The following is a 17,389-nucleotide window of genomic DNA, read 5'->3' on the forward strand; positions in this document are numbered from 1 at the left end:
AAAAAACCCATCTTGAAATAGCCGCCGCCGCCCCGCAACTCGGTATCCATTTTTCCGGAGCCCGACCATGGGAAGCCGTCCCCACTTCATCGACGATCTGTCGCGGGGCGCGCCGGACGCAGCCCAGCCGCTCGCGCTCGACGACCACGCCCTCCTCGACGCCTATTCCCGCACGGTCATCGGCGCGCTCGCGCGCGTGAAACAGGCCGTCGCCTTCATTTCCGTCGAGCGCCGCCTGCCCGGCGACACGAGCGGCCGCGGCGCACGCGGCGGCACGGGTTCCGGCTTCATCTTCACGCCCGACGGCTATCTGCTGACGAACAGCCACGTCGTGCACGGCGCGACGCACGTCCGCGTGACGCTTGCCGACGGCGCCAAATTCGACGCCGATCTCGTCGGTGAAGATCCCGGCAGCGACCTCGCCGTGCTGCGCATCGGCTCGCCCGAACCGCTGCCGCACGTCGAACTGGGCGACTCGGGGCGCCTCACGGTCGGACAGATCGCGATCGCGGTCGGCAATCCGCTCGGGCTTGCGCAGACCGTCACGACGGGCGTCGTATCGGCGCTCGGGCGGTCGCTGCGCTCGGAATCGGGCCGCATGATCCCCGACGTGATCCAGACCGATGCCGCGCTCAATCCGGGCAACTCGGGCGGCCCGCTCATCAACTCGGCGGGACAGGTGATCGGCGTGAATACGGCCGTGATCCAGGGCGCGCAGGCGATCTGCTTCGCCATCGCGATCGATACCGCCAAGTGGGTGATCATGCAGATCTTTGCGCACGGCCGCGTGCGGCGCGCGTATATCGGCGTGGCGGGCACGACCGTGCCGGTTTCACGGCGCAAGCAGCGCTACTTCGGCCTCGAGCTGGAGAGCGGCGTGCACGTGATGGAGATCGTCAAGGGCAGTCCGGCGGGGCTCGGCGGCCTGCGCACCGACGACGTCATCGTCGCCGTGGACGGCCTCGAAGTGGACAGCGTCGATGCCTTGCAGCGCACGCTCGATGCATCGCGTATCGAGCGGGCCGTGAACGTCGCCGTGCTGCGTGGCGTGCAGAAGCTCGATCTCGTCGTGACGCCGGTCGAACAGGCGCCCTAAAAATCGCGCGGTCCGGCCGCATGCCCGCGCCCGCTCGACGCGCCGGCCAGCCGTTCGAGCAGCGCCGACGCCTGCCGGGCAACCGAGTCGGCGACATCGGGCGAATTCATCAGCGCGTGGATGCGCTGGCGCCAGTATTCGCGCTGCATGACGGGATTGTGCGCGCCTACGCCATGCCAATGCACGGGCACGCGCTCGAGCTCGACGATCATCCTCTCGATGTGAGCCAGCTCTTGCTGCTGGAACGCTTCGACGCTCACATGTCCTCCTTGTCCGCGCATCCGCGTGGGTGGTCCGCACACGCCTTGGGATGCCTATCGAAAAAAGCAGCGCGCGAACGATACCCGTTTGATAAACGTAAGGCGCAGCGGTTTTATTCCATGCGAGGGGAACGTGCGAATCGTATGAGAGATTGTGTGCGGTAGCAGCCAGTAGCGGCGACGGCGCTGCGGCTTAATGCAAGACATGCAGCGCGACACAAGAAGGCCGCTGCTGAAAGAAGGGAAAAGGCCCTAACAAAAGGATTGCCATGCCCATGCAAACAGACTGCCCGTCGTCCACGCGCGAAGCGTTCCGCTGCACCGGAAAACAGCTCGACGACATCGTCCGCTTCGCCGAGGAACGCGGACTGGAACATCAGACCTTGCACGACGTCGTCGCGCAATGGAGCCGGTCTCAGCCAGCTTTGGTCAGTTCGTAAATACCTTCGCTCACTGCGCCCGCAGCACGCGTTCCCTGAGCACCCAGATCGCGGTCGGCACCGCGTAGTACCCACTCACGTTTCCAGTGACGAGCTTGCCCGTCAACTGGATGCGCGCGTTCTCGGTCGGCGTGGTGTCGATGATCTGGACGAGCGAGACTATGCTCTGTTGCCGCTGGCCTTGCGCGGCCGGAGTGGCTTCGACGCATACCGGGCTTGCGAGCGACAGCACCCAGACGGGCTTCGCGGCGGCGCTTGCATCACTCGCTGCCTGTCGGGCGGCCTGACGCGTCGCCGTGCCTTCGAGCGTGACGACGTCGCCATCGGAATAACAAGGGGCTGCTGATACAGACGCCGTCAGCAGCAAGAGTGCATAAGCGCAGGCTTTCGCTGTCATTCCAACCTCGCGACGGGGCGGCCAGGGGCTGAAGACGTCTTCATGTGGCACTCATTGGAGCTTAGGTGATCGGCAGTTTAGCTGCAACAGGGCGCCGAATGCATCTGTCGTCGATATTCCCCTTCGTTTAGAACGACCGTCAGGCAACGATGCCGGGTCTATCCTTCAATCACATCGATTCGTTCGCTTACCCAGATGGCGGGAATGCGCGTTGCTGTCAGTCATATGAAGAAAGGCCGCGGAAAAAACATTCGACGAGAGCCGCGCCCATAACTCGACAGACGTGGGAGGGAGAGACGATGAACCAAGTGATAGTGGGAGTATTCGCATCGTACCGGGATGGACACGAGGCGCTGCGCGCGCTGCAACTGGCGGGCCTCAAACGCGACGATGCACATCTCTATCGCGCGGGCCATGCCGATACCGCCGTCGACGACACCTTTGCAACCAACGAAACGCTTCGCGAGGACGATGCCGAATATGCAGGGCACGGCGAACATCAGGGCGTGACCGGCGCGCGCAACCGGTTCTCCACCGCCAGCGTCAAGCTGCCCGAAGCGCTTACCCGCGACGACGCGCAGATGCCCGACTGCCGCGAGCGCACGCTGCTCGTGATCAAACTCAGCGACGACATCAAGGCCGCCGCCATCGGCGAGGTGCTGCACGAGCACGGCGCCGTCGCGGTGAAGGACGGCTCCGGTCACTGGCGCTTTTCGCCCTATCGAACCACGGTTCGAACGCCGCGATGACTGTAGCGTGATCTGCTTAGTGCAGATCGGGGCTTCGCTTTGCGGTATCGATCGAATGCGGGTCGCTCGTTGCATCGGAGGCTTCGGGCGACTGCGTGGCATCCGCGTCGGCCTCGTTTTCCGCGAGGCGCATGGCTTCCTGGGTCGCCGTATACCTCAATGCCCTGCAATGCGCTGCATGCCGCATGTCCGCAAGCATCCGCACGACCTGACGCGTCCTGGTTCTCATCGCAGCCTCCCGCAACATCATCCGATTACTTGAGATTTCACTTTAAGTGTAGGTCGCAAATACCCGGAGGAGTAGCTCATTTCGCAAAATAGCAACACGGTCGAACAGATGTGCGCGAGACGCGCCCACGATGGCTCCGGAAACCGCGCGCCACTACGGCTCAGGCGGTATTCACCGGCTGGTACACCGTAGTTGAACGATAGCGCTGACGTGTTGCGGAGTCCGTGCGGCGGTGCTCTTTCCTCCACGCGAGTACGTTCGATTCGTCACACATCGAGCGAATCGAGACGCGCGCCTGGCGCCTTGCCTCATTTACGAGATCACCGGACAATCGCCGGGTGCGCCACTGAAGGCGCAGCAACGTGCGCTGCAAGGAGAGCAGATTGACGGACGAGACATGGCAGCGATAGAAGACGGCCGGCCGCGCCTCAGGATTGACATGGACGGCCCCGGCGCTGGCATCGCGCTAATGATCCTGACGACTGCTGCGTTCGCAGCCAGCGATTCGACGGTGAAGGTGATCGGCGTGACCGTGCCGCTGCTCGTGCTGCTCTGGGTGCGTTATCTGTTCCAGATGATCGTGCTCGGCACGTGGCTCGCGCGAGCCGGCGACTTCGCCTCGTTTCGTACCGCCAGCGTCAAGCTGCAAGTGTTGCGGGCCATTCTCCTGCTCACCAATTCGGCGTGCACGTTCGCGGGACTGCGCTTCCTCCCTTTGCCCGTCACGACTTCGCTCGCAATGATGGCCCCGCTCATTTCGACGATGCTCGCCGCCACGCTTCTGAAAGACGATGTCCCCCGCAGCAAGTGGGCGATGGTCGTGCTCGGCTTCATCGGCATGCTGCTCGTCGTGCGGCCGGGCGGCACGGCGTTCACGTGGACCGTGATCTTTCCGATCGCCGCCGCGACGACCTTCGCGTGCTTCCAGGTCATATCGAGCCATCTGTCGCGCACCGAAGATCCCGTCACGACGAACTTCCTGACGGCGCTCGTCGCGACGATCGTGCTGTGCGCGCTCGTCTGGATGGACCAGGCCGAGACGATGCCCGCGCTCGCGCAAGTGAGCTTCGGCACGTGGACGCTCGTTGCCCTGATGGCGACGATGGCGACGCTCGGGCAATCGCTGATGCTGCAGGCGCTGAAGCGCACGCCGCTCTCGGTGCTGACGCCCTTCGGCTATGCTCAGCTTGCGTTCGCTGCGTTTTTCAGCTGGGCGGTTTTCGGCCAGGTGCCGGACAAATGGATGGCGATCGGCATGGCCGTGATCGCGGTGAGCGGCATCGGCACGGTGCTGTTGCATGGACGCACGCAGCAGGTCTAGCTCGGTGCCGCATGCACTGCACGTTCAAAGGAGCATCACATGGACACGCGCTCGATTCTGGGCATGCTTCACGCGGAAGAAGCCCTGCTGGTTTCCATCGTCCGGTCGCTTTCGCCGGACGTGCGCGACAAGATCGTTGGCGATTTTCACGAGCAGGCCGCGATCGCCGAAACGTCGCATCTTCTGACCACCGATCGTGAAACGAGCGAAGCGTTCAAGGCGCACGTCCGACGCCTGTCGAACGTGCTGGCGACGCTGTCCTAGAGGCCTACGCTTTCAACCCGAGGCGCCGCTTGCGACTGCCCCGTGCAGAGCCAGTGGACGTCGACGTCGAGTGTCCGGGCGATGCGGTTGAACGCGTGCAGCGGCGGAACGGTGATGCCGCGCCGCCAGAACTGGACGTCGTCTTCGCTGACGTCGAGCCAGTTCGCGGCCTTCGCCGAGCTGACGCCTGCCTTCTGCATGGTCCTGTCGAGTCGCGCCGCGATGGCGCGGCGGAGTGCGTTGTCCTCGTGACTGCGTTCGAGGTGTCCGAGGGTTTGGGAATGTCGCCCCATTTGCGTGATGTCTCTCGATTTATATTTATGCCATTGAGCGCTGACTTGCCGCCCAACGAAATACTGACTGCGCACGATGACTGCATCGTGACATGCTTGTTTAATACCAGTTAAGGACCGGCCGCATCGAACGCCGCCGATTAATGAATGAATGAGGCGCTTGCTGCAGCGCATGAATTTTCGATAACCGATTTTCGGCTGTCAAGGGTGTAAGCCGTTTGAATGCCCGTTTTCGATGTAAGTGTTTACGCGGATCGATTCTGTGCGCGCGAGTAATTAAAAGGCTTTGCGCGGATTTTAGCACTGCGGGCCAGAATGGCCGTGCGACAAGGCACAGACGGAAGATATAACGAACGTCCGTGATTAAATATTAGTTCATTAACTGAACATTTGTGCGCACTGGTCAATAGCGATCTGCAGTCAAGCAGGGAAAACGCAATTGACACCGGCAAATTAATCCCTAGAATGTCTCTTTTCGCTGCGCCGCAACAAACGCCGCTACAAATAGAGTAGACCATCACTTTTCTCACCCTGGAGTTCACAGATGAGCAGTCTTGCCCCCGAGCAAATCGTCGCATCACAGAAAGCGGGCTTCGACACCTTTTACGGTCTCGCCGCCAAATCGTTTGAAGGTTTCGAAAAACTGGTCGGGCTGAATGTGCAGACCGTCCGCACGTCGCTTGCGGAAAGCCAGGAACTGGTTGGCAAGGCACTCTCCGTGCGTGACCCGCAAGAACTGATCGCGCTGCAAACGAGCCAGGCTCAAGCCGGCGCCGAGCGCGTGCAGGCTTACTGGCGCGACGTGTACGCCGTCGTGAACGGCACGCGCAGCGTGTTCGCCGCCGCTGCCGAAGCGCAACTGAAGAAGTCGCAGGACGACGCGCAAGCGTATGTCGACAGCATCGCGAAGAACGCGCCGGCTGGCAGCGAAGCCGTCGTGACCGCGTGGAAGTCGGCGTTCGGCGCTGCTGCCGAATCAGCGAACTCGGCGTACGAAGCCGCCAAGAAGGCCGCGAAGGATGTGGTCGAGGCAGCGGAAACGAATGCGAGCGCCGCATCGAAGAGCGCGACGCAACTGGTCGCCGCCGGCAAGGCCGCAAGCGCCAAGAAGTAATCAGCGCCTATGCGTAGAAAAAAGCGAGCCTGTGTGCTCGCTTTTTTTACGGCCCCAGATTCTCCAGCACCAGTTCATACGATCGCCCGATCCAGACCGCGCGATCGCGATGATCCACCAGCGCGTTGCCGGTATTCGGATGCAGGAACACGTCGAGCCCGTCGCGATTGATCGCCAGCCACTCGACGACCTCCGTGAGCCGCGCGCTTCCGAACCCCAACTGATACGACCACATCGGATGCGGCCCGACCGGCCGCTCGTGAAAGCGTCCCATCGTCAGCGTGTCCGCGAAATGCGTTTCTATCGCTTCGCGCAGTTGCCACGCGGCATCGCGCGTCGCGGCGTCGAAGTAGACGTGGGCGTGCCAGCTCGCGATTTGCGTCATTCCAAAGCCTCTTTGCTTTCGCAGCCGAAGAAGTGACGGCCGTCGATGCGATTCTAGCGGCGCCCTCGTCCTCCTGCCGCCGCCTTTTTTTCATGCGATATTCGAGCCTTCTTTAAATCCGTAACCCTCACGTTCAGGCGACGCATGAAAATATCGAAGCTCTGGTTGCAGGCAGGCGCAATCGCATTCAGCGTGCTGATGCGCGCGGTATCGGCCCACGCCGATACCCTCGACGACATCGAAAAACGCGGCGTGCTGCGCGTGGCTGTCCCGCAGGACTTCGCGCCGTTCGGCTCGGTGGGGCCGAGCATGCAGGTCGAGGGGCTCGACATCGACGTCGCCGCGCTGCTCGCGAAGAAGCTCGGTGCGAAGCTCGAACTCGTGCCCGTCACGAGCGCGAACCGCATTCCGTATCTGCAAACGAAGAAGGTCGATCTCGTGATCTCGACGCTCGGCAAGGACGCCGAGCGCGACAAGGTCATCGACTTCTCGCAGCCCTACTCGCCCTACAACAACAGCGTGTTTGGCCCGGTGAGCCTGAAAGTCGACGGCCCCGCCGATCTCGCCGGCAAGACGGTCGGCGTCGCGCGCGGCACGTTCCAGGACCTGATGATCACGAAGAGCGCACCGCCGAGCGCGACCATCAAGCGCTACGACGACAACAACGGCATGATCTCCGCGTACGTGTCCGGCCAGGTGCCGCTGATCGGCACGGGCGATTTCGTCGCTACGAAACTCGCGTCGATGATGCCCGCCGATGCGCCCAACAAGCCGGTGCTCAAGTACGTGATCCACGAATCGTCGTGCCGCGTCGGCCTGAACAAGAACGAGCCGAAGCTGCTCGCACGCGTGAACGGCGCGCTCACGGACGCCAAGAAAAACGGCGAACTGAACGCGATCGTGCAGAAGTGGCTGCACGTGCCGCTGCCGCAGCAGGTCGCGCAGACTCTCGACTAGTCCCGCGCGGCCTAGTACCCGCCTCCGCCGCCCTTGTACATCGAGCCGGATTGGCCGCTGCTCGCGCCGGTGCCGTCGGTCTGGCATCCGGCGAGCGTGACCGCGAGCGCGGCGAGCAGGATCGATACGATACGAACGAGTTTCATGCGATTTCTCCACGGGCCGGACCGTGCCGAGCCGGCGGCCCTGCGCGACACCCACCGATAAAACGCGCCGCGGCGTCGGATTATTCCGCCCTCAGGCGCGAGGTTTCAGATGCATCGGCATACGGCTCGGGACCATCGTGAAGGCGGAGATCTCGGTGATCGTCGCGGGGTCGATGGCCATCGAAACGTCGAAGTTCGCCGCGATCATCGACAGGACCAGCCGGATTTCGACTGTCGCGAGGTAGCGTCCAGGACAAACGCGTGGCCCGCCGCCGAAGGTCAGGTACGCGCGTTGTTCGTGCGCCCCGCGCGACGCGTCGTGGTGATGCATCCATCGGTCGGGATCGAAGCGCTCAGGGTGCGCGAAATTCGCCGGCTCCAGCATCGGCGGACGCGTGAGGAAGAAGACCCACGTTCCTGCAGGCACGGCGATGCCGTCGAGGCACACATCCTCCAGCGGCTCGAAGCCGAGAATCACCGCAACCGGCCGCAGCCGGCTCGCCTCGTTGCTCGCTGCCTCGCATAAATCCAGTTGTTTCAGCGTGCCATAGTCCGGACAGATCCGCTCGCCGCCGAACGCCCCGCGCGACGCGTCGGAGAGGCGCTGTTGCAAGGCCGGGTCCGCGGCGATGTACATCAGCGACCAGGCGATCGTGTTGGCTGTCGTGTCTTCGCCCGCGATCAGCAGCGTGAGAACGTTCGCGGCGATCTGCGCGTCGGTGACGCCGGAGTCAGGCGTGTCGCGCGCGGCCAGCATCGCTTCGAGCAGATTGCGCGGTGCGTCGCCGGGAGCGTCGCGCATCCGCTCGCGCGCCCGTCCGATCATGTCGTGGACAAAACGATGCACATCGAGCATCGCGCGATCGAGCTTGCGATCACTCGGCAGGCGGACGTATCGCCAGTACGGAAACGGCGCGTTCGTGCGGCGCATGACGGCGGGCAGGATCAGCGCGAGCCGTTCCTGGATGACGCCGCCCTCCTGTTCCAGCGTGTTCGGGTCCTCGCCGAACGCGAGCGAACTCGTTACGTCGACGGTATAGCGCTTGAGCTCGTCGGTCATTTCGAGCGGCTTGCCCTGTGCCGCCGCGCGTTGCAGGCGCTGCCGGAAGCGCTCGGTGATGGCGGCGAGCGTCGGATAGAACGCCTTGATGTTCGAGATCGACAGCGCCTGCATGATGAGCCGCCGCTGCGGTTCCCACGCGGCGCCCTCGGCGGAGAAGAGGCCGTTGATGCCGATCTCGCCGAGCACGGACTCGATCGGCGCGATGCGTCGATACAGATGCGGGCGCTCGCGCAGGACCGCCTGGCATAGCTCGGCTTGCGTCCAGACGAGCACGTTGGTGTTGCCGACTCGGTAACGGTACGGCGAGCCGAGCTTGCGCGCCCATTGCTCGAGCGACGTATGCAGCGTGAATGGCTTCAACTGCAACGCGTTTCCGATCAGCGGCAAGCCGGACGGAGACGGCAGGTCCTGCAAGTGTCGCAATCGCGCATGAGCTTCCATTGTCCTGATTCCTTTTTCTCCCGCGCCCTCAAGTCAGCATAGGCCAAGCGGTTCATCAGGTATCGTTGGAATTTTACCCGGATGATATTGCGTTCTGTATTTACACCCGGGTAATATGCGGCATCTCAATTCATGCTTGGAGCGTGTTCATGCATTCCTTCACCAGCTTTGATGGGCACAAGCGCATCGTTACAGGGCCGCTACCGGCGGTCGCGGTAGCGGTGAAACGCGCCATCGCGGGGGGCGCGGCCGGCCCGGTCCTGATCTTCGACAACGTGACGGGTCGCTCGATCGACATCGACACGCGCGGCGCGGACGAGGAAATCATCGAACGGCTTGGGAGCCCGGCGCCGCCCAGCCCCGACGCCGTACGTGGCCGCGGACGTCCGAAGCTAGGCGTCGTCGCTCGGGAAGTGACGCTGCTGCCGAGGCATTGGGAATGGCTGGCGGCACAACCGGGCGGCGCGTCGGTGGTACTGCGCAAACTGGTGGACGAAGCCCGCCGCGCCCACGGCGACCGGGACATGGCGCGCAAGACGCAAGAACGGGCGTACCACTTCATGTCGGCGATGGCAGGCGACCTTCCCGGTTTCGAAGAGGCAACGCGCGCGCTCTTCGCGAACGACGTACCCCGTTTCACCGACCTGATCGCAGCGTGGCCAAGCGATATACGTGACCACACCGCATTGCTCGCCTCGAATCAAATCGATTCACCCTAAAATCAATGCCTAATTAAATCGCCGATATACCCGAATTCATGTGCTCTTCAGAGGGGATTAATTTTAATTGGACGGCAATTACACTGCCTTCACATTTCAGCAGGTCGAAAGCAAATAGACAGTGAAGCAAGGCCAATGAAGTGGACCCTTTGAAAACCTACTTGGAGCACCACCATGACGAGCAAACAACTGACGTCTCTCCTGATCGCAGCGGCCGCGATCGTCGCCACGCCGGCCTTCGCAAGCGGCTACGGCCCGGCGCCCTACTACACGGCCGATGACGGCGCACCCGCATCGCAACGCGGAATGAGCGCGCAAACCGTCGCCGCCGAGCAGGCAGCCACTAAGGCGCCCGACGAAGCGAGCCTCGCTAAAGCCATGCGCGCCGGTGAAACGATGGAAGCGCAGCAGTAATTCGAATGCGGCCGGAAGAGCATTTGCTTTTACCGGCCGCATTGAATCAGGCATTACGGAATAGCTGTAAATGCTAGACTACTGTGCATGCATACAGTAGTCACTCAATCGGATACTGAACCGGACGCCCCGGACGGCTATGTCGTCGCGGTTCGCGCGCTGTGCGAATTCACCGCCAAGCGCGGCGACCTTGATCTGCGCTTCACGCCCTCGCCCACCGCGCTGGAGGGCATCGCCGGACATGCGGCGGTGACAGCGCGTCGTCCGCCGGGTTACCAGACCGAAGTCGCGCTGACCGACATCCACGGGCCGCTGCGAGTGCGCGGCCGCGCCGACGGCTACGATCCCGCCGCCAACCAGCTCGAAGAGATCAAGACGTATCGCGGAAAGCTCGATGCGATGCCCGCCAATCACCGGCATCTGCACTGGGCGCAGGCGCGCGTTTACGGATGGCTGTTATGCAAAAAGCGCGGGCTCGCGGAAATCCGCGTCGCGCTCGTCTATTTCGATATCGCGAGCCAGAAGGAAACCGTTTTCGTCGAAACGCAGTCCGCCGAGGCACTGCGCGTGCATTTCGTCGATCAATGCGAGCGGTTCATCGCATGGGCCGCGCAGGAAATCGCGCATCGTGGCGCGCGCGACGCTGCGCTCACGGCCCTCGCCTTTCCGCACGCGTCGTTCCGGCCGGGACAGCGCGAACTGGCAGCGGCCGTGTATCGGTCGGCGGTGGCGCAACGTTGCCTGATGGCGCAGGCTCCGACCGGCATCGGCAAGACGGTCGGCACGCTTTTTCCGCTGCTGAAGGCGTGGCCCGCGCAGCGACTCGACAAGATCTACTTCCTGACGGCGAAAAGCGCGGGCCGTCAATTGGCGCTCGATGCGATGACTACGCTAAAAGCACCGCTGCGCGTGCTCGAACTCGTCGCGCGGGACAAAGCCTGCGAGCACCCCGACCGTGCCTGCCACGGCGAATCGTGTCCGCTCGCGCGCGGTTTCTACGATCGCTTGCCCGCCGCGCGCGCCGAAGCGCTGGACGCCGCCCGGCTCGACAAGGCCGCGCTGCGCCAGGTCGCGCTGAATCACGACGTCTGCCCCTATTACCTGAGCCAGGAGATGTCGCGCTGGAGCGACGTGATCGTCGGCGACTACAACTATTACTTCGACACCAGCGCCATGCTGTACGCGCTCGCCGAGGCGAACCGCTGGCGCGTGAGCGTGCTGGTCGACGAGGCGCACAACCTTGTCGACCGGGCGCGCGGCATGTATTCCGCGACGCTCGATCAGGCCGCCTTCGACGCGATGCGCCGCAGCGCGCCCGCGCCGCTCAAGCGCGTGTTCTCGCGCATCGCGAAAAGCTGGAAGGAGCTCAGCGCCGAGCAGACAGCCGAATACACCGCCCACGCGACGCTTCCCGCGCGCTTCATCGCCGCACTGGAACAGGCGATCTCGCAAATGACGGATTTCGTGGCCGAATACCCGGACGCCTTCGCCCCGGAGACGCTGCGCTTCTATTTCGACGCGATGCATTTCGCGCGCATCGCCGAGCGTTTCGCGTCGCATTCGATCTTCGACGTGACGCTTGGCGCCCGCACTCGCTCGACCGCGCCGAACGCCGTCCTCTGCCTGCGCAACGTGATTCCGGCGCCGCATCTGGCGCCGCGTTTCGCGCGCGCGCACTCGGTCGCCCTCTTCTCCGCGACGCTCACGCCCGCGCATTTCTACAGCGACACGCTCGGCCTGCCGGAATCGAGCGCGCGCGTCGATGTCGCGTCGCCGTTCGCGGCGGAGCAATTGCAGGTCCGCGCGATCGCCGACGTATCGACGCGTTTCCGCGACCGCGAGCAGTCGGTGGCGAGCGTGGTCGACCTGATCGCCGCGCAGTACGAGCGCGCGCCCGGCAACTACCTGAGCTTTTTCAGCAGCTTCGACTACCTCGCGCAAGTCGCGGGCGCATTCGCGGCGCGCCATCCGTCGGTGCCGGTGTGGGAGCAGGCGCGCGCGATGAGCGAGGCCGACCAGCAGGCATTTCTCGCGCGTTTCGCGCCGGATGGCCGCGGCATCGGCTTCGCGGTGCTGGGCGGGTCGTTCGGAGAGGCGATCGATCTGCCGGGCACGCGGCTCGTCGGCGCGTTCGTCGCGACGCTCGGCCTGCCGCAACTCAACGCCGTCAATCAGCAGATGAAAGCGCGCATGCACGCGGCGTTCGGCGCGGGTTACGACTACACGTATCTTTTCCCTGGCCTGCAGAAGGTCGTGCAGGCGGCCGGCCGCGTGATCCGCGGGCCGGACGATCGCGGCGTGCTCTACCTGATCGACGATCGCTTCGCGCGGCCCGAAGTCCGGCGCCTCCTGCCGGCGTGGTGGCAAGTCGACGTCATGCGCCAGCGCGACGCCTGAGCCCCCGGGCACTCGCTTTGCTGTTGTTAGACACCCACCAACAGAGAGAGGAGCCGCCATGAGCACCGCCAAATCGACGCCGCAGCAAGATGCACTCGCCGTTCTCGAAGCCGATCACCGCGCGGTCGAGCAGCTTTTCGACGCCTTCGAGCGCGCCGAAAAAGACGATCTCGAACGCAAGACGACGCTCGTGCAGCGCGCCTGCGAACTGCTGACCATCCACGCGATTGTCGAGGAGGAACTGCTGTATCCGGCGGCGCGCGGCGCGCTGGAAGGCGACGACAAGGACGACGTCGACGAAGCCTATGTCGAGCACTTTCTCGTCAAGACGCTGATCGACAAGTTCACGCAGTTGCGCGCCGGCGACGACGGCTTCGATGCCACGTTCAAGGTGTTGTCGGAGAACGTGAATCACCACGTCGAGGAAGAAGAGAAAGAGCTTTTCCCCGAGCTGCGCAAGGCTGGCATCGACCTGATGGCGCTCGGCGTGAAAATCGTCGCGCGCAAGGAAGCGCTGCAGAACAAGATCACCGAAGTCGCGACCGCGCATTGAGCGCGCGATCGATTCCGGGCCGGCGGGGTGGCGGGGTCAGGTTGAGCCGCCGGTCCGCCGGAAGGGAAACGGAGCGCGGTTCATGGCCTTTATCGTGTATGTGAGCACCGGTGGCGACGACAGCGTCCTCGAAAGCGACCTGTTCGACATCGACGCCGCCGGATTTCTCGTCGACATGAGCGCTGTCGTCTCGGATTCGTGCGGTATTTCGACTGCCGCGGAATACCGGCCGGCGTTGCAACGCGCGTTGCGCCGCATCTCCGACGGCGACACGCTGCTGGTGACGCGTCTGCATTACCTCGGCAACAGCATTGGCGACATAGTGGGCACGCTGAAGGCGCTCGCGAGCCGCAACGCCCACGCCGTGTGTCTCGAATTTGGCCGCGCGAGCCTCACCGCGACCGGTGCCGATTCGCCATTGCGCGCGCTGGAACTTGCAGTCGACGTAGAGCGCATGGCGAAGCGCGCGCGGGCGCTCGCCGCCGCCGCCGAGGCGAAACGCATGGGCTTGCCGCAAGGGCGGCCCGCGTCGCTGACTCATGCGCAGCGCGCGCAGGCGCTGCGTGCGCTCGCGGCGGGCAAGACGGTGACGGCCGTCGCGCAGGCGCTCAATACGTCGCGGCAGACGATCATCCGTTTGCGCAACGCCAACGCGCGCAACGAGCCGGATACGCCGGGAGAATCCTGATTTCTCGAATGTCATAGCAAGACTTGGCTTGTTCCTGCCCGGACGACCAGCGACACTGAACGCATTCGAACCGAGCGAAAGGAGCGGTCAATGAATGATGTGGTGGAAGCATCGATCGCAGATCGGGTGGAGGCGATCGACTGGCCGCGCGTGGAGGACGACCTCGACCAATACGGCTGCGCGGTGATCGAGCGCCTGCTCGCACCATCCGAATGCGACGCGCTCATCGATCAATATCCGCGCGACGCGCTTTACCGCAGCCGCGTCGTGATGGAGCGCCACGGCTTCGGGCGCGGCGAGTACAAGTATTTCGGCTATCCGCTGCCGGCGCTGATCGAAGGACTTCGCACGGCCGTGTATCCGCATCTCGCACCCGTGGCGAACCGCTGGAACGACATCATGAAGATCGATGCGCGCTATCCGCCGCGGCACACGGAGTTCATCGAACGTTGTCACCGCACGGGGCAGACGCGGCCGACGCCGCTGATCCTCCAATACCGAGCGGGCGACTACAACTGCCTGCATCAAGACCTATACGGCGAACACGTCTTTCCGATTCAGCTCGCGATCCTGCTCTCGGAGCCCGGGCGCGACTTCACCGGCGGCGAGTTCGTGATGACGGAGCAGCGGCCGCGCATGCAGTCGCGCGCGGAAGTGGTGCCGCTGAAACAGGGCAATGCGGTGGTTTTCGCGGTGCATCACCGGCCGGTGCAGGGTACGCGCGGCGCGTATCGCGTGAATCTGCGGCATGGGGTGAGCCGGCTGCGCTCGGGGCATCGGCACACGCTGGGCATCATCTTTCACGACGCCCAGTGAACACGCTCATTCGTTTTCGTCGAAGTAATGGCCGAAGCGCGCCTGCTTCGTCTTGATGTAGCGCTCGTTCTCCTCGCGCATCGGAATCGCCAGCGCGACGCGTTCGCACACCGGAATGCCGTGCTTGAGCAGCGTGTCGAACTTCGACGGATTGTTGCTCATCAGCCGCACCGACTTCACGTTCAGCGCCCGCAGGATCGCAGCGGACGAATCGTATTCGCGGGCGTCGTCGGGGAGGCCGAGGTGCAGGTTCGCATCGACGGTATCGAGCCCCTGCTCCTGCAGCGCATACGCGCGAATCTTGTTCGCCAGGCCAATACCGCGCCCTTCATGCCCGCGCAGATACAGCAGGATGCCGCGATCCTCGGCCGCGATATAGCGCAGCGCGAGGTCGAGCTGTTCGCCGCAATCGCACCGGTACGAGCCGAAGACGTCGCCCGTCACGCACTCGGAATGCAGGCGCGTGAGCACGGATTCGCCGCCGCGCACGTCGCCCATGACGAACACGATGTGCTCGATGTCCGTGCGCTTCACGCGATAGACATACGACGCGAACGTGCCGTAGCGCGTCGGGATCGTCGCGGTGGCGGCGAGTTCGACGTCTTCATTCGGATGGCACTGGCCGAAGCGGGGATCGGCGTCCTGCACGGCTTGCGCGTCTTCTGCGGCTTGTGCGTCTAGTGAATCGGAAGCGGTTTTCATGGCTCAGTCGGTAGTTCTCGGCACCGGCAATTATGGCTGCCCGGGACGTCATGTTAAAGCCCCTCGGGAAAGTTTGCAGCCTTTCGCCCGATGATAGCGGGGTTTCGCGGGGCGTTGCGGCGAATGGCAGCGGCCTTTCGAAAGCAGAAAGGAAAGCAGAAAGCATTGGTTCAGACAAAATTCATCGCTTGGTAGAGTACGGGGCGGCCCGCCCGCGCGGCGGCTTTCCAACTTCCAAACGTGCGTACAAGAACAATGCTCCGATCACGTCATTTCCGCCTCGGCGCCCTCGCCGTTTCCCTCTTCGCGACTCTCGGCGCGATGCCTGAAGCGGCATCGGCTGCGAGCAAAACGATCGTGTTCTGCTCCGAAGGCAGTCCCGCCGGTTTCGATTCAGCGCAGTACACGACGAGCACCGATTTCGACGCAGGCGCGCACTCGGTCTACGACACGCTCGTCGAATTCAAACGCGGCTCGCTCGATCTCGTGCCGGGCCTCGCCGAAAAGTGGGACGAGGCGCCGGACGCGAAGAGCTTCACGTTCCATCTGCGACGCGGCGTGAAATTCCAGTCGACGGCGTATTTCAAGCCGACGCGCGACTTCAACGCCGACGACGTCGTGTTCACGTTCAAGCGCATGATCGACCCGAACGAGCCGTTCCAGAAGGCGCATCCGGTCAGCTTTCCGTATCTGACCGACCTCGGTTACGACAAGAACATCGCCTCCGTCGAAAAACTCGACGACTACACCGTGCGCTTCACGCTCAAGACGCCCGACGTCGTGTTCGTGCGCAACATCGCGATGGAATTCGCGTCGATCGTGTCCGCCGAGTACGCGGCGCAACTGCTCAAGGCCGGCAAGCCCGAGGACATCAACCAGAAGCCAGTCGGCACGGGCGCATTCGTGTTCCGCGACTACCAGAAGGACGCGACGATCCGCTACGACGCGAACCCCACGTACTGGAACAAGAAGGACCTGCACATCGACAAGCTCGTCTTCGCGATCACGCCCGATGCCGCCGTGCGCATGCAAAAGCTCGCGAGCGGAGAGTGTCAGTTGACGTCGTTCGCACGTCCCGCCGATATCGCGACGGCGCGCAAAGATCCGAAGCTCGCCGTGCTGTCGGGCGTCGGTTTCAACGTCGCGTATGTCGGCTACAACACGACGCACAAGCCGCTCGACAACGTGCTCGTGCGCCGTGCGCTCGACATGGCCGTCGACAAGGAGGCGATCATCAAGACCGTCTACGAGGGAGCGGCAACCGTCGCGACGAATCCGATGCCGCCGTCGCAATGGTCGTACAAAGCGCTGAAGGACGCGCCGTACGATCCTGCGAAGGCGCGCGCGCTGCTCAAGGAAGCGGGTTTCCCCGACGGCTTCACGATCACCCTCTGGGCGATGCCCGTGCAGCGCGGCTACAACCCGAACGCGCGGCTGATGGCGCAACTGATCCAGTCGGACTGGGCGAAGATCGGCGTGAAGGCAAACATCGTCAGCTACGAATGGGCCGAGTACAACAAGCGCGCGAAGACGGGCGGCGAGCACGACGCAATCCTCTACGGCTGGCTCGGCGACAACGGCGACCCGGACAACTGGCTCGGCACGACGCTCGGCTGCGACGCCGTGCATGGCAGCAACATGGCGAAGTGGTGCAACAAGCAGTTCGACGACCTGCTGGCGAAAGCGCGCCTGGTCCCCGATCAGAAAGCGCGCACGCGGCTTTACGAGGAAGCGCAGGTCGTCTTCAAGGACCAGGTGCCGTACACGCCGATCGCGCACGCCAACGCGTATCAGCCGATCTCGAAGCGCGTGCACGGCTATCTGATCAGCCCGCTCGGCGGACACCGCTTCGACGGCATCACTTTGGACTAGTACAACATCCCGTAAATAGGTTGAATAAGTAACCGCCTCGATTATCATGACGGGATGAGCCGAGGCCGCCATG

The 17,389-nt window shown here is 63.6% G+C and carries 22 protein-coding genes; 14 read left to right on the top strand and 8 right to left on the bottom strand.

Annotation, left to right across the window (positions count from 1 at the left end):
* Positions 1-67 precede the first annotated feature (67 nt).
* Positions 68-1,096, top strand: a complete 1,029-nt coding sequence (locus tag AWB67_RS27115; protein WP_087659297.1) for a S1C family serine protease — start codon at positions 68-70, stop codon at positions 1,094-1,096.
* Here AWB67_RS27115 and AWB67_RS27120 read toward each other — a convergent pair.
* Positions 1,093-1,356 (bottom strand): hypothetical protein, encoded by a 264-nt coding sequence (locus tag AWB67_RS27120; protein WP_087659298.1) that lies wholly within the window; start codon positions 1,354-1,356, stop codon positions 1,093-1,095. The two genes, AWB67_RS27115 and AWB67_RS27120, sit on opposite strands and share 4 nt — an antisense overlap.
* A 275-nt stretch (positions 1,357-1,631) precedes the next feature.
* On the opposite strand from AWB67_RS27120, the gene AWB67_RS40920 reads away from it, so the two are divergent.
* The gene (locus tag AWB67_RS40920; RefSeq protein WP_159964952.1) at positions 1,632-1,796 is read left to right on the top strand and encodes a hypothetical protein; all 165 of its coding nucleotides are present in this window, start codon (positions 1,632-1,634) and stop codon (positions 1,794-1,796) included.
* Between the two features lie 10 nt (positions 1,797-1,806).
* Here AWB67_RS40920 and AWB67_RS27125 read toward each other — a convergent pair whose 3' ends face one another.
* Positions 1,807-2,193 (bottom strand): hypothetical protein, encoded by a 387-nt coding sequence (locus tag AWB67_RS27125; RefSeq protein ID WP_087659299.1) that lies wholly within the window; start codon positions 2,191-2,193, stop codon positions 1,807-1,809.
* A gap of 299 nt (positions 2,194-2,492) precedes the next feature.
* On the opposite strand from AWB67_RS27125, the gene AWB67_RS27130 reads away from it, so the two are divergent.
* Complete coding sequence (locus tag AWB67_RS27130; RefSeq protein WP_087659300.1) at positions 2,493-2,942, top strand: hypothetical protein; 450 nt, start codon at positions 2,493-2,495, stop codon at positions 2,940-2,942.
* 16 nt (positions 2,943-2,958) lie between these two features.
* Here the strand turns inward: AWB67_RS27130 and AWB67_RS39740 are convergent, their stop codons facing one another.
* The gene (locus tag AWB67_RS39740; RefSeq protein WP_125477690.1) at positions 2,959-3,171 is read right to left on the bottom strand and encodes a hypothetical protein; all 213 of its coding nucleotides are present in this window, start codon (positions 3,169-3,171) and stop codon (positions 2,959-2,961) included.
* A 397-nt stretch (positions 3,172-3,568) separates the two neighbouring features.
* On the opposite strand from AWB67_RS39740, the gene AWB67_RS27135 reads away from it, so the two are divergent.
* Both AWB67_RS27135 and AWB67_RS27140 read left to right on the top strand, forming a co-directional pair.
* The gene (locus AWB67_RS27135; protein ID WP_087659301.1) at positions 3,569-4,492 is read left to right on the top strand and encodes a DMT family transporter; all 924 of its coding nucleotides are present in this window, start codon (positions 3,569-3,571) and stop codon (positions 4,490-4,492) included.
* A 39-nt stretch (positions 4,493-4,531) separates the two neighbouring features.
* Entirely contained in the window at positions 4,532-4,756 is a 225-nt protein-coding gene (locus tag AWB67_RS27140) for a hypothetical protein (protein WP_087659302.1), read from the top strand.
* On the opposite strand, the gene AWB67_RS27145 is transcribed toward AWB67_RS27140, so the two are convergent.
* The gene (locus AWB67_RS27145; RefSeq protein ID WP_235007530.1) at positions 4,753-4,956 is read right to left on the bottom strand and encodes a helix-turn-helix domain-containing protein; all 204 of its coding nucleotides are present in this window, start codon (positions 4,954-4,956) and stop codon (positions 4,753-4,755) included. The two genes, AWB67_RS27140 and AWB67_RS27145, sit on opposite strands and share 4 nt — an antisense overlap.
* A 637-nt stretch (positions 4,957-5,593) precedes the next feature.
* On the opposite strand from AWB67_RS27145, the gene phaP reads away from it, so the two are divergent.
* A complete protein-coding gene (phaP, locus tag AWB67_RS27150; RefSeq protein ID WP_087659303.1) occupies positions 5,594-6,163 on the top strand; it encodes a TIGR01841 family phasin in 570 nt (189 codons plus the stop codon).
* A 46-nt stretch (positions 6,164-6,209) separates the two neighbouring features.
* Here phaP and AWB67_RS27155 read toward each other — a convergent pair whose 3' ends face one another.
* A complete protein-coding gene (locus tag AWB67_RS27155; RefSeq protein ID WP_087659304.1) occupies positions 6,210-6,548 on the bottom strand; it encodes a DOPA 4,5-dioxygenase family protein in 339 nt (112 codons plus the stop codon).
* Between the two features lie 144 nt (positions 6,549-6,692).
* Here AWB67_RS27155 and AWB67_RS27160 point away from each other — a divergent pair, with 144 nt between their 5' ends.
* Entirely contained in the window at positions 6,693-7,505 is an 813-nt protein-coding gene (locus tag AWB67_RS27160; protein WP_087659305.1) for a transporter substrate-binding domain-containing protein, read from the top strand.
* Positions 7,506-7,516: 11 nt separating this feature from the next.
* On the opposite strand, the gene AWB67_RS43020 is transcribed toward AWB67_RS27160, so the two are convergent.
* Positions 7,517-7,651, bottom strand: coding sequence for a hypothetical protein (locus AWB67_RS43020; protein WP_268808107.1), 135 nt, complete (start codon positions 7,649-7,651; stop codon positions 7,517-7,519).
* Between the two features lie 91 nt (positions 7,652-7,742).
* Positions 7,743-9,155 carry a cytochrome P450 gene (locus tag AWB67_RS27165; protein WP_087659306.1) on the bottom strand — a complete coding sequence of 471 codons (1,413 nt, stop codon included), beginning with the start codon at positions 9,153-9,155 and terminating at the stop codon, positions 7,743-7,745.
* Between the two features lie 149 nt (positions 9,156-9,304).
* On the opposite strand from AWB67_RS27165, the gene AWB67_RS27170 reads away from it, so the two are divergent.
* The 6 genes from AWB67_RS27170 (at position 9,305) to AWB67_RS27195 (ending at position 14,742) form a co-directional block, all read left to right on the top strand.
* Positions 9,305-9,874 carry a DUF2239 family protein gene (locus tag AWB67_RS27170; protein ID WP_087659307.1) on the top strand — a complete coding sequence of 190 codons (570 nt, stop codon included), beginning with the start codon at positions 9,305-9,307 and terminating at the stop codon, positions 9,872-9,874.
* A 174-nt stretch (positions 9,875-10,048) separates the two neighbouring features.
* Positions 10,049-10,288, top strand: a complete 240-nt coding sequence (locus AWB67_RS27175; RefSeq protein ID WP_087659308.1) for a hypothetical protein — start codon at positions 10,049-10,051, stop codon at positions 10,286-10,288.
* Positions 10,289-10,375: 87 nt separating this feature from the next.
* Entirely contained in the window at positions 10,376-12,685 is a 2,310-nt protein-coding gene (locus tag AWB67_RS27180; protein ID WP_087659309.1) for an ATP-dependent DNA helicase, read from the top strand.
* A gap of 58 nt (positions 12,686-12,743) precedes the next feature.
* Entirely contained in the window at positions 12,744-13,238 is a 495-nt protein-coding gene (locus AWB67_RS27185; protein ID WP_087659310.1) for a hemerythrin domain-containing protein, read from the top strand.
* An 82-nt stretch (positions 13,239-13,320) separates the two neighbouring features.
* Positions 13,321-13,926, top strand: coding sequence for a recombinase family protein (locus tag AWB67_RS27190; RefSeq protein WP_087659311.1), 606 nt, complete (start codon positions 13,321-13,323; stop codon positions 13,924-13,926).
* A gap of 90 nt (positions 13,927-14,016) precedes the next feature.
* On the top strand, positions 14,017-14,742 hold the full coding sequence (locus AWB67_RS27195) for a 2OG-Fe(II) oxygenase (protein ID WP_087659312.1): 726 nt from the start codon (positions 14,017-14,019) through the stop codon (positions 14,740-14,742).
* A 6-nt stretch (positions 14,743-14,748) separates the two neighbouring features.
* Here the strand turns inward: AWB67_RS27195 and ribA are convergent, their stop codons facing one another.
* The gene (ribA, locus tag AWB67_RS27200) at positions 14,749-15,444 is read right to left on the bottom strand and encodes a GTP cyclohydrolase II (protein WP_087659313.1); all 696 of its coding nucleotides are present in this window, start codon (positions 15,442-15,444) and stop codon (positions 14,749-14,751) included.
* Positions 15,445-15,699: 255 nt separating this feature from the next.
* Between ribA and AWB67_RS27205 the strand changes: the two genes are divergently transcribed.
* A complete protein-coding gene (locus AWB67_RS27205; protein WP_087659314.1) occupies positions 15,700-17,316 on the top strand; it encodes an ABC transporter substrate-binding protein in 1,617 nt (538 codons plus the stop codon).
* The last annotated feature ends 73 nt before the right edge of the window (positions 17,317-17,389 follow it).

Origin of the sequence: Caballeronia terrestris, assembly GCF_001544515.1 — a bacterium.
In the GTDB taxonomy this organism is placed as follows: Bacteria; Pseudomonadota; Gammaproteobacteria; order Burkholderiales; family Burkholderiaceae; genus Caballeronia; species Caballeronia terrestris.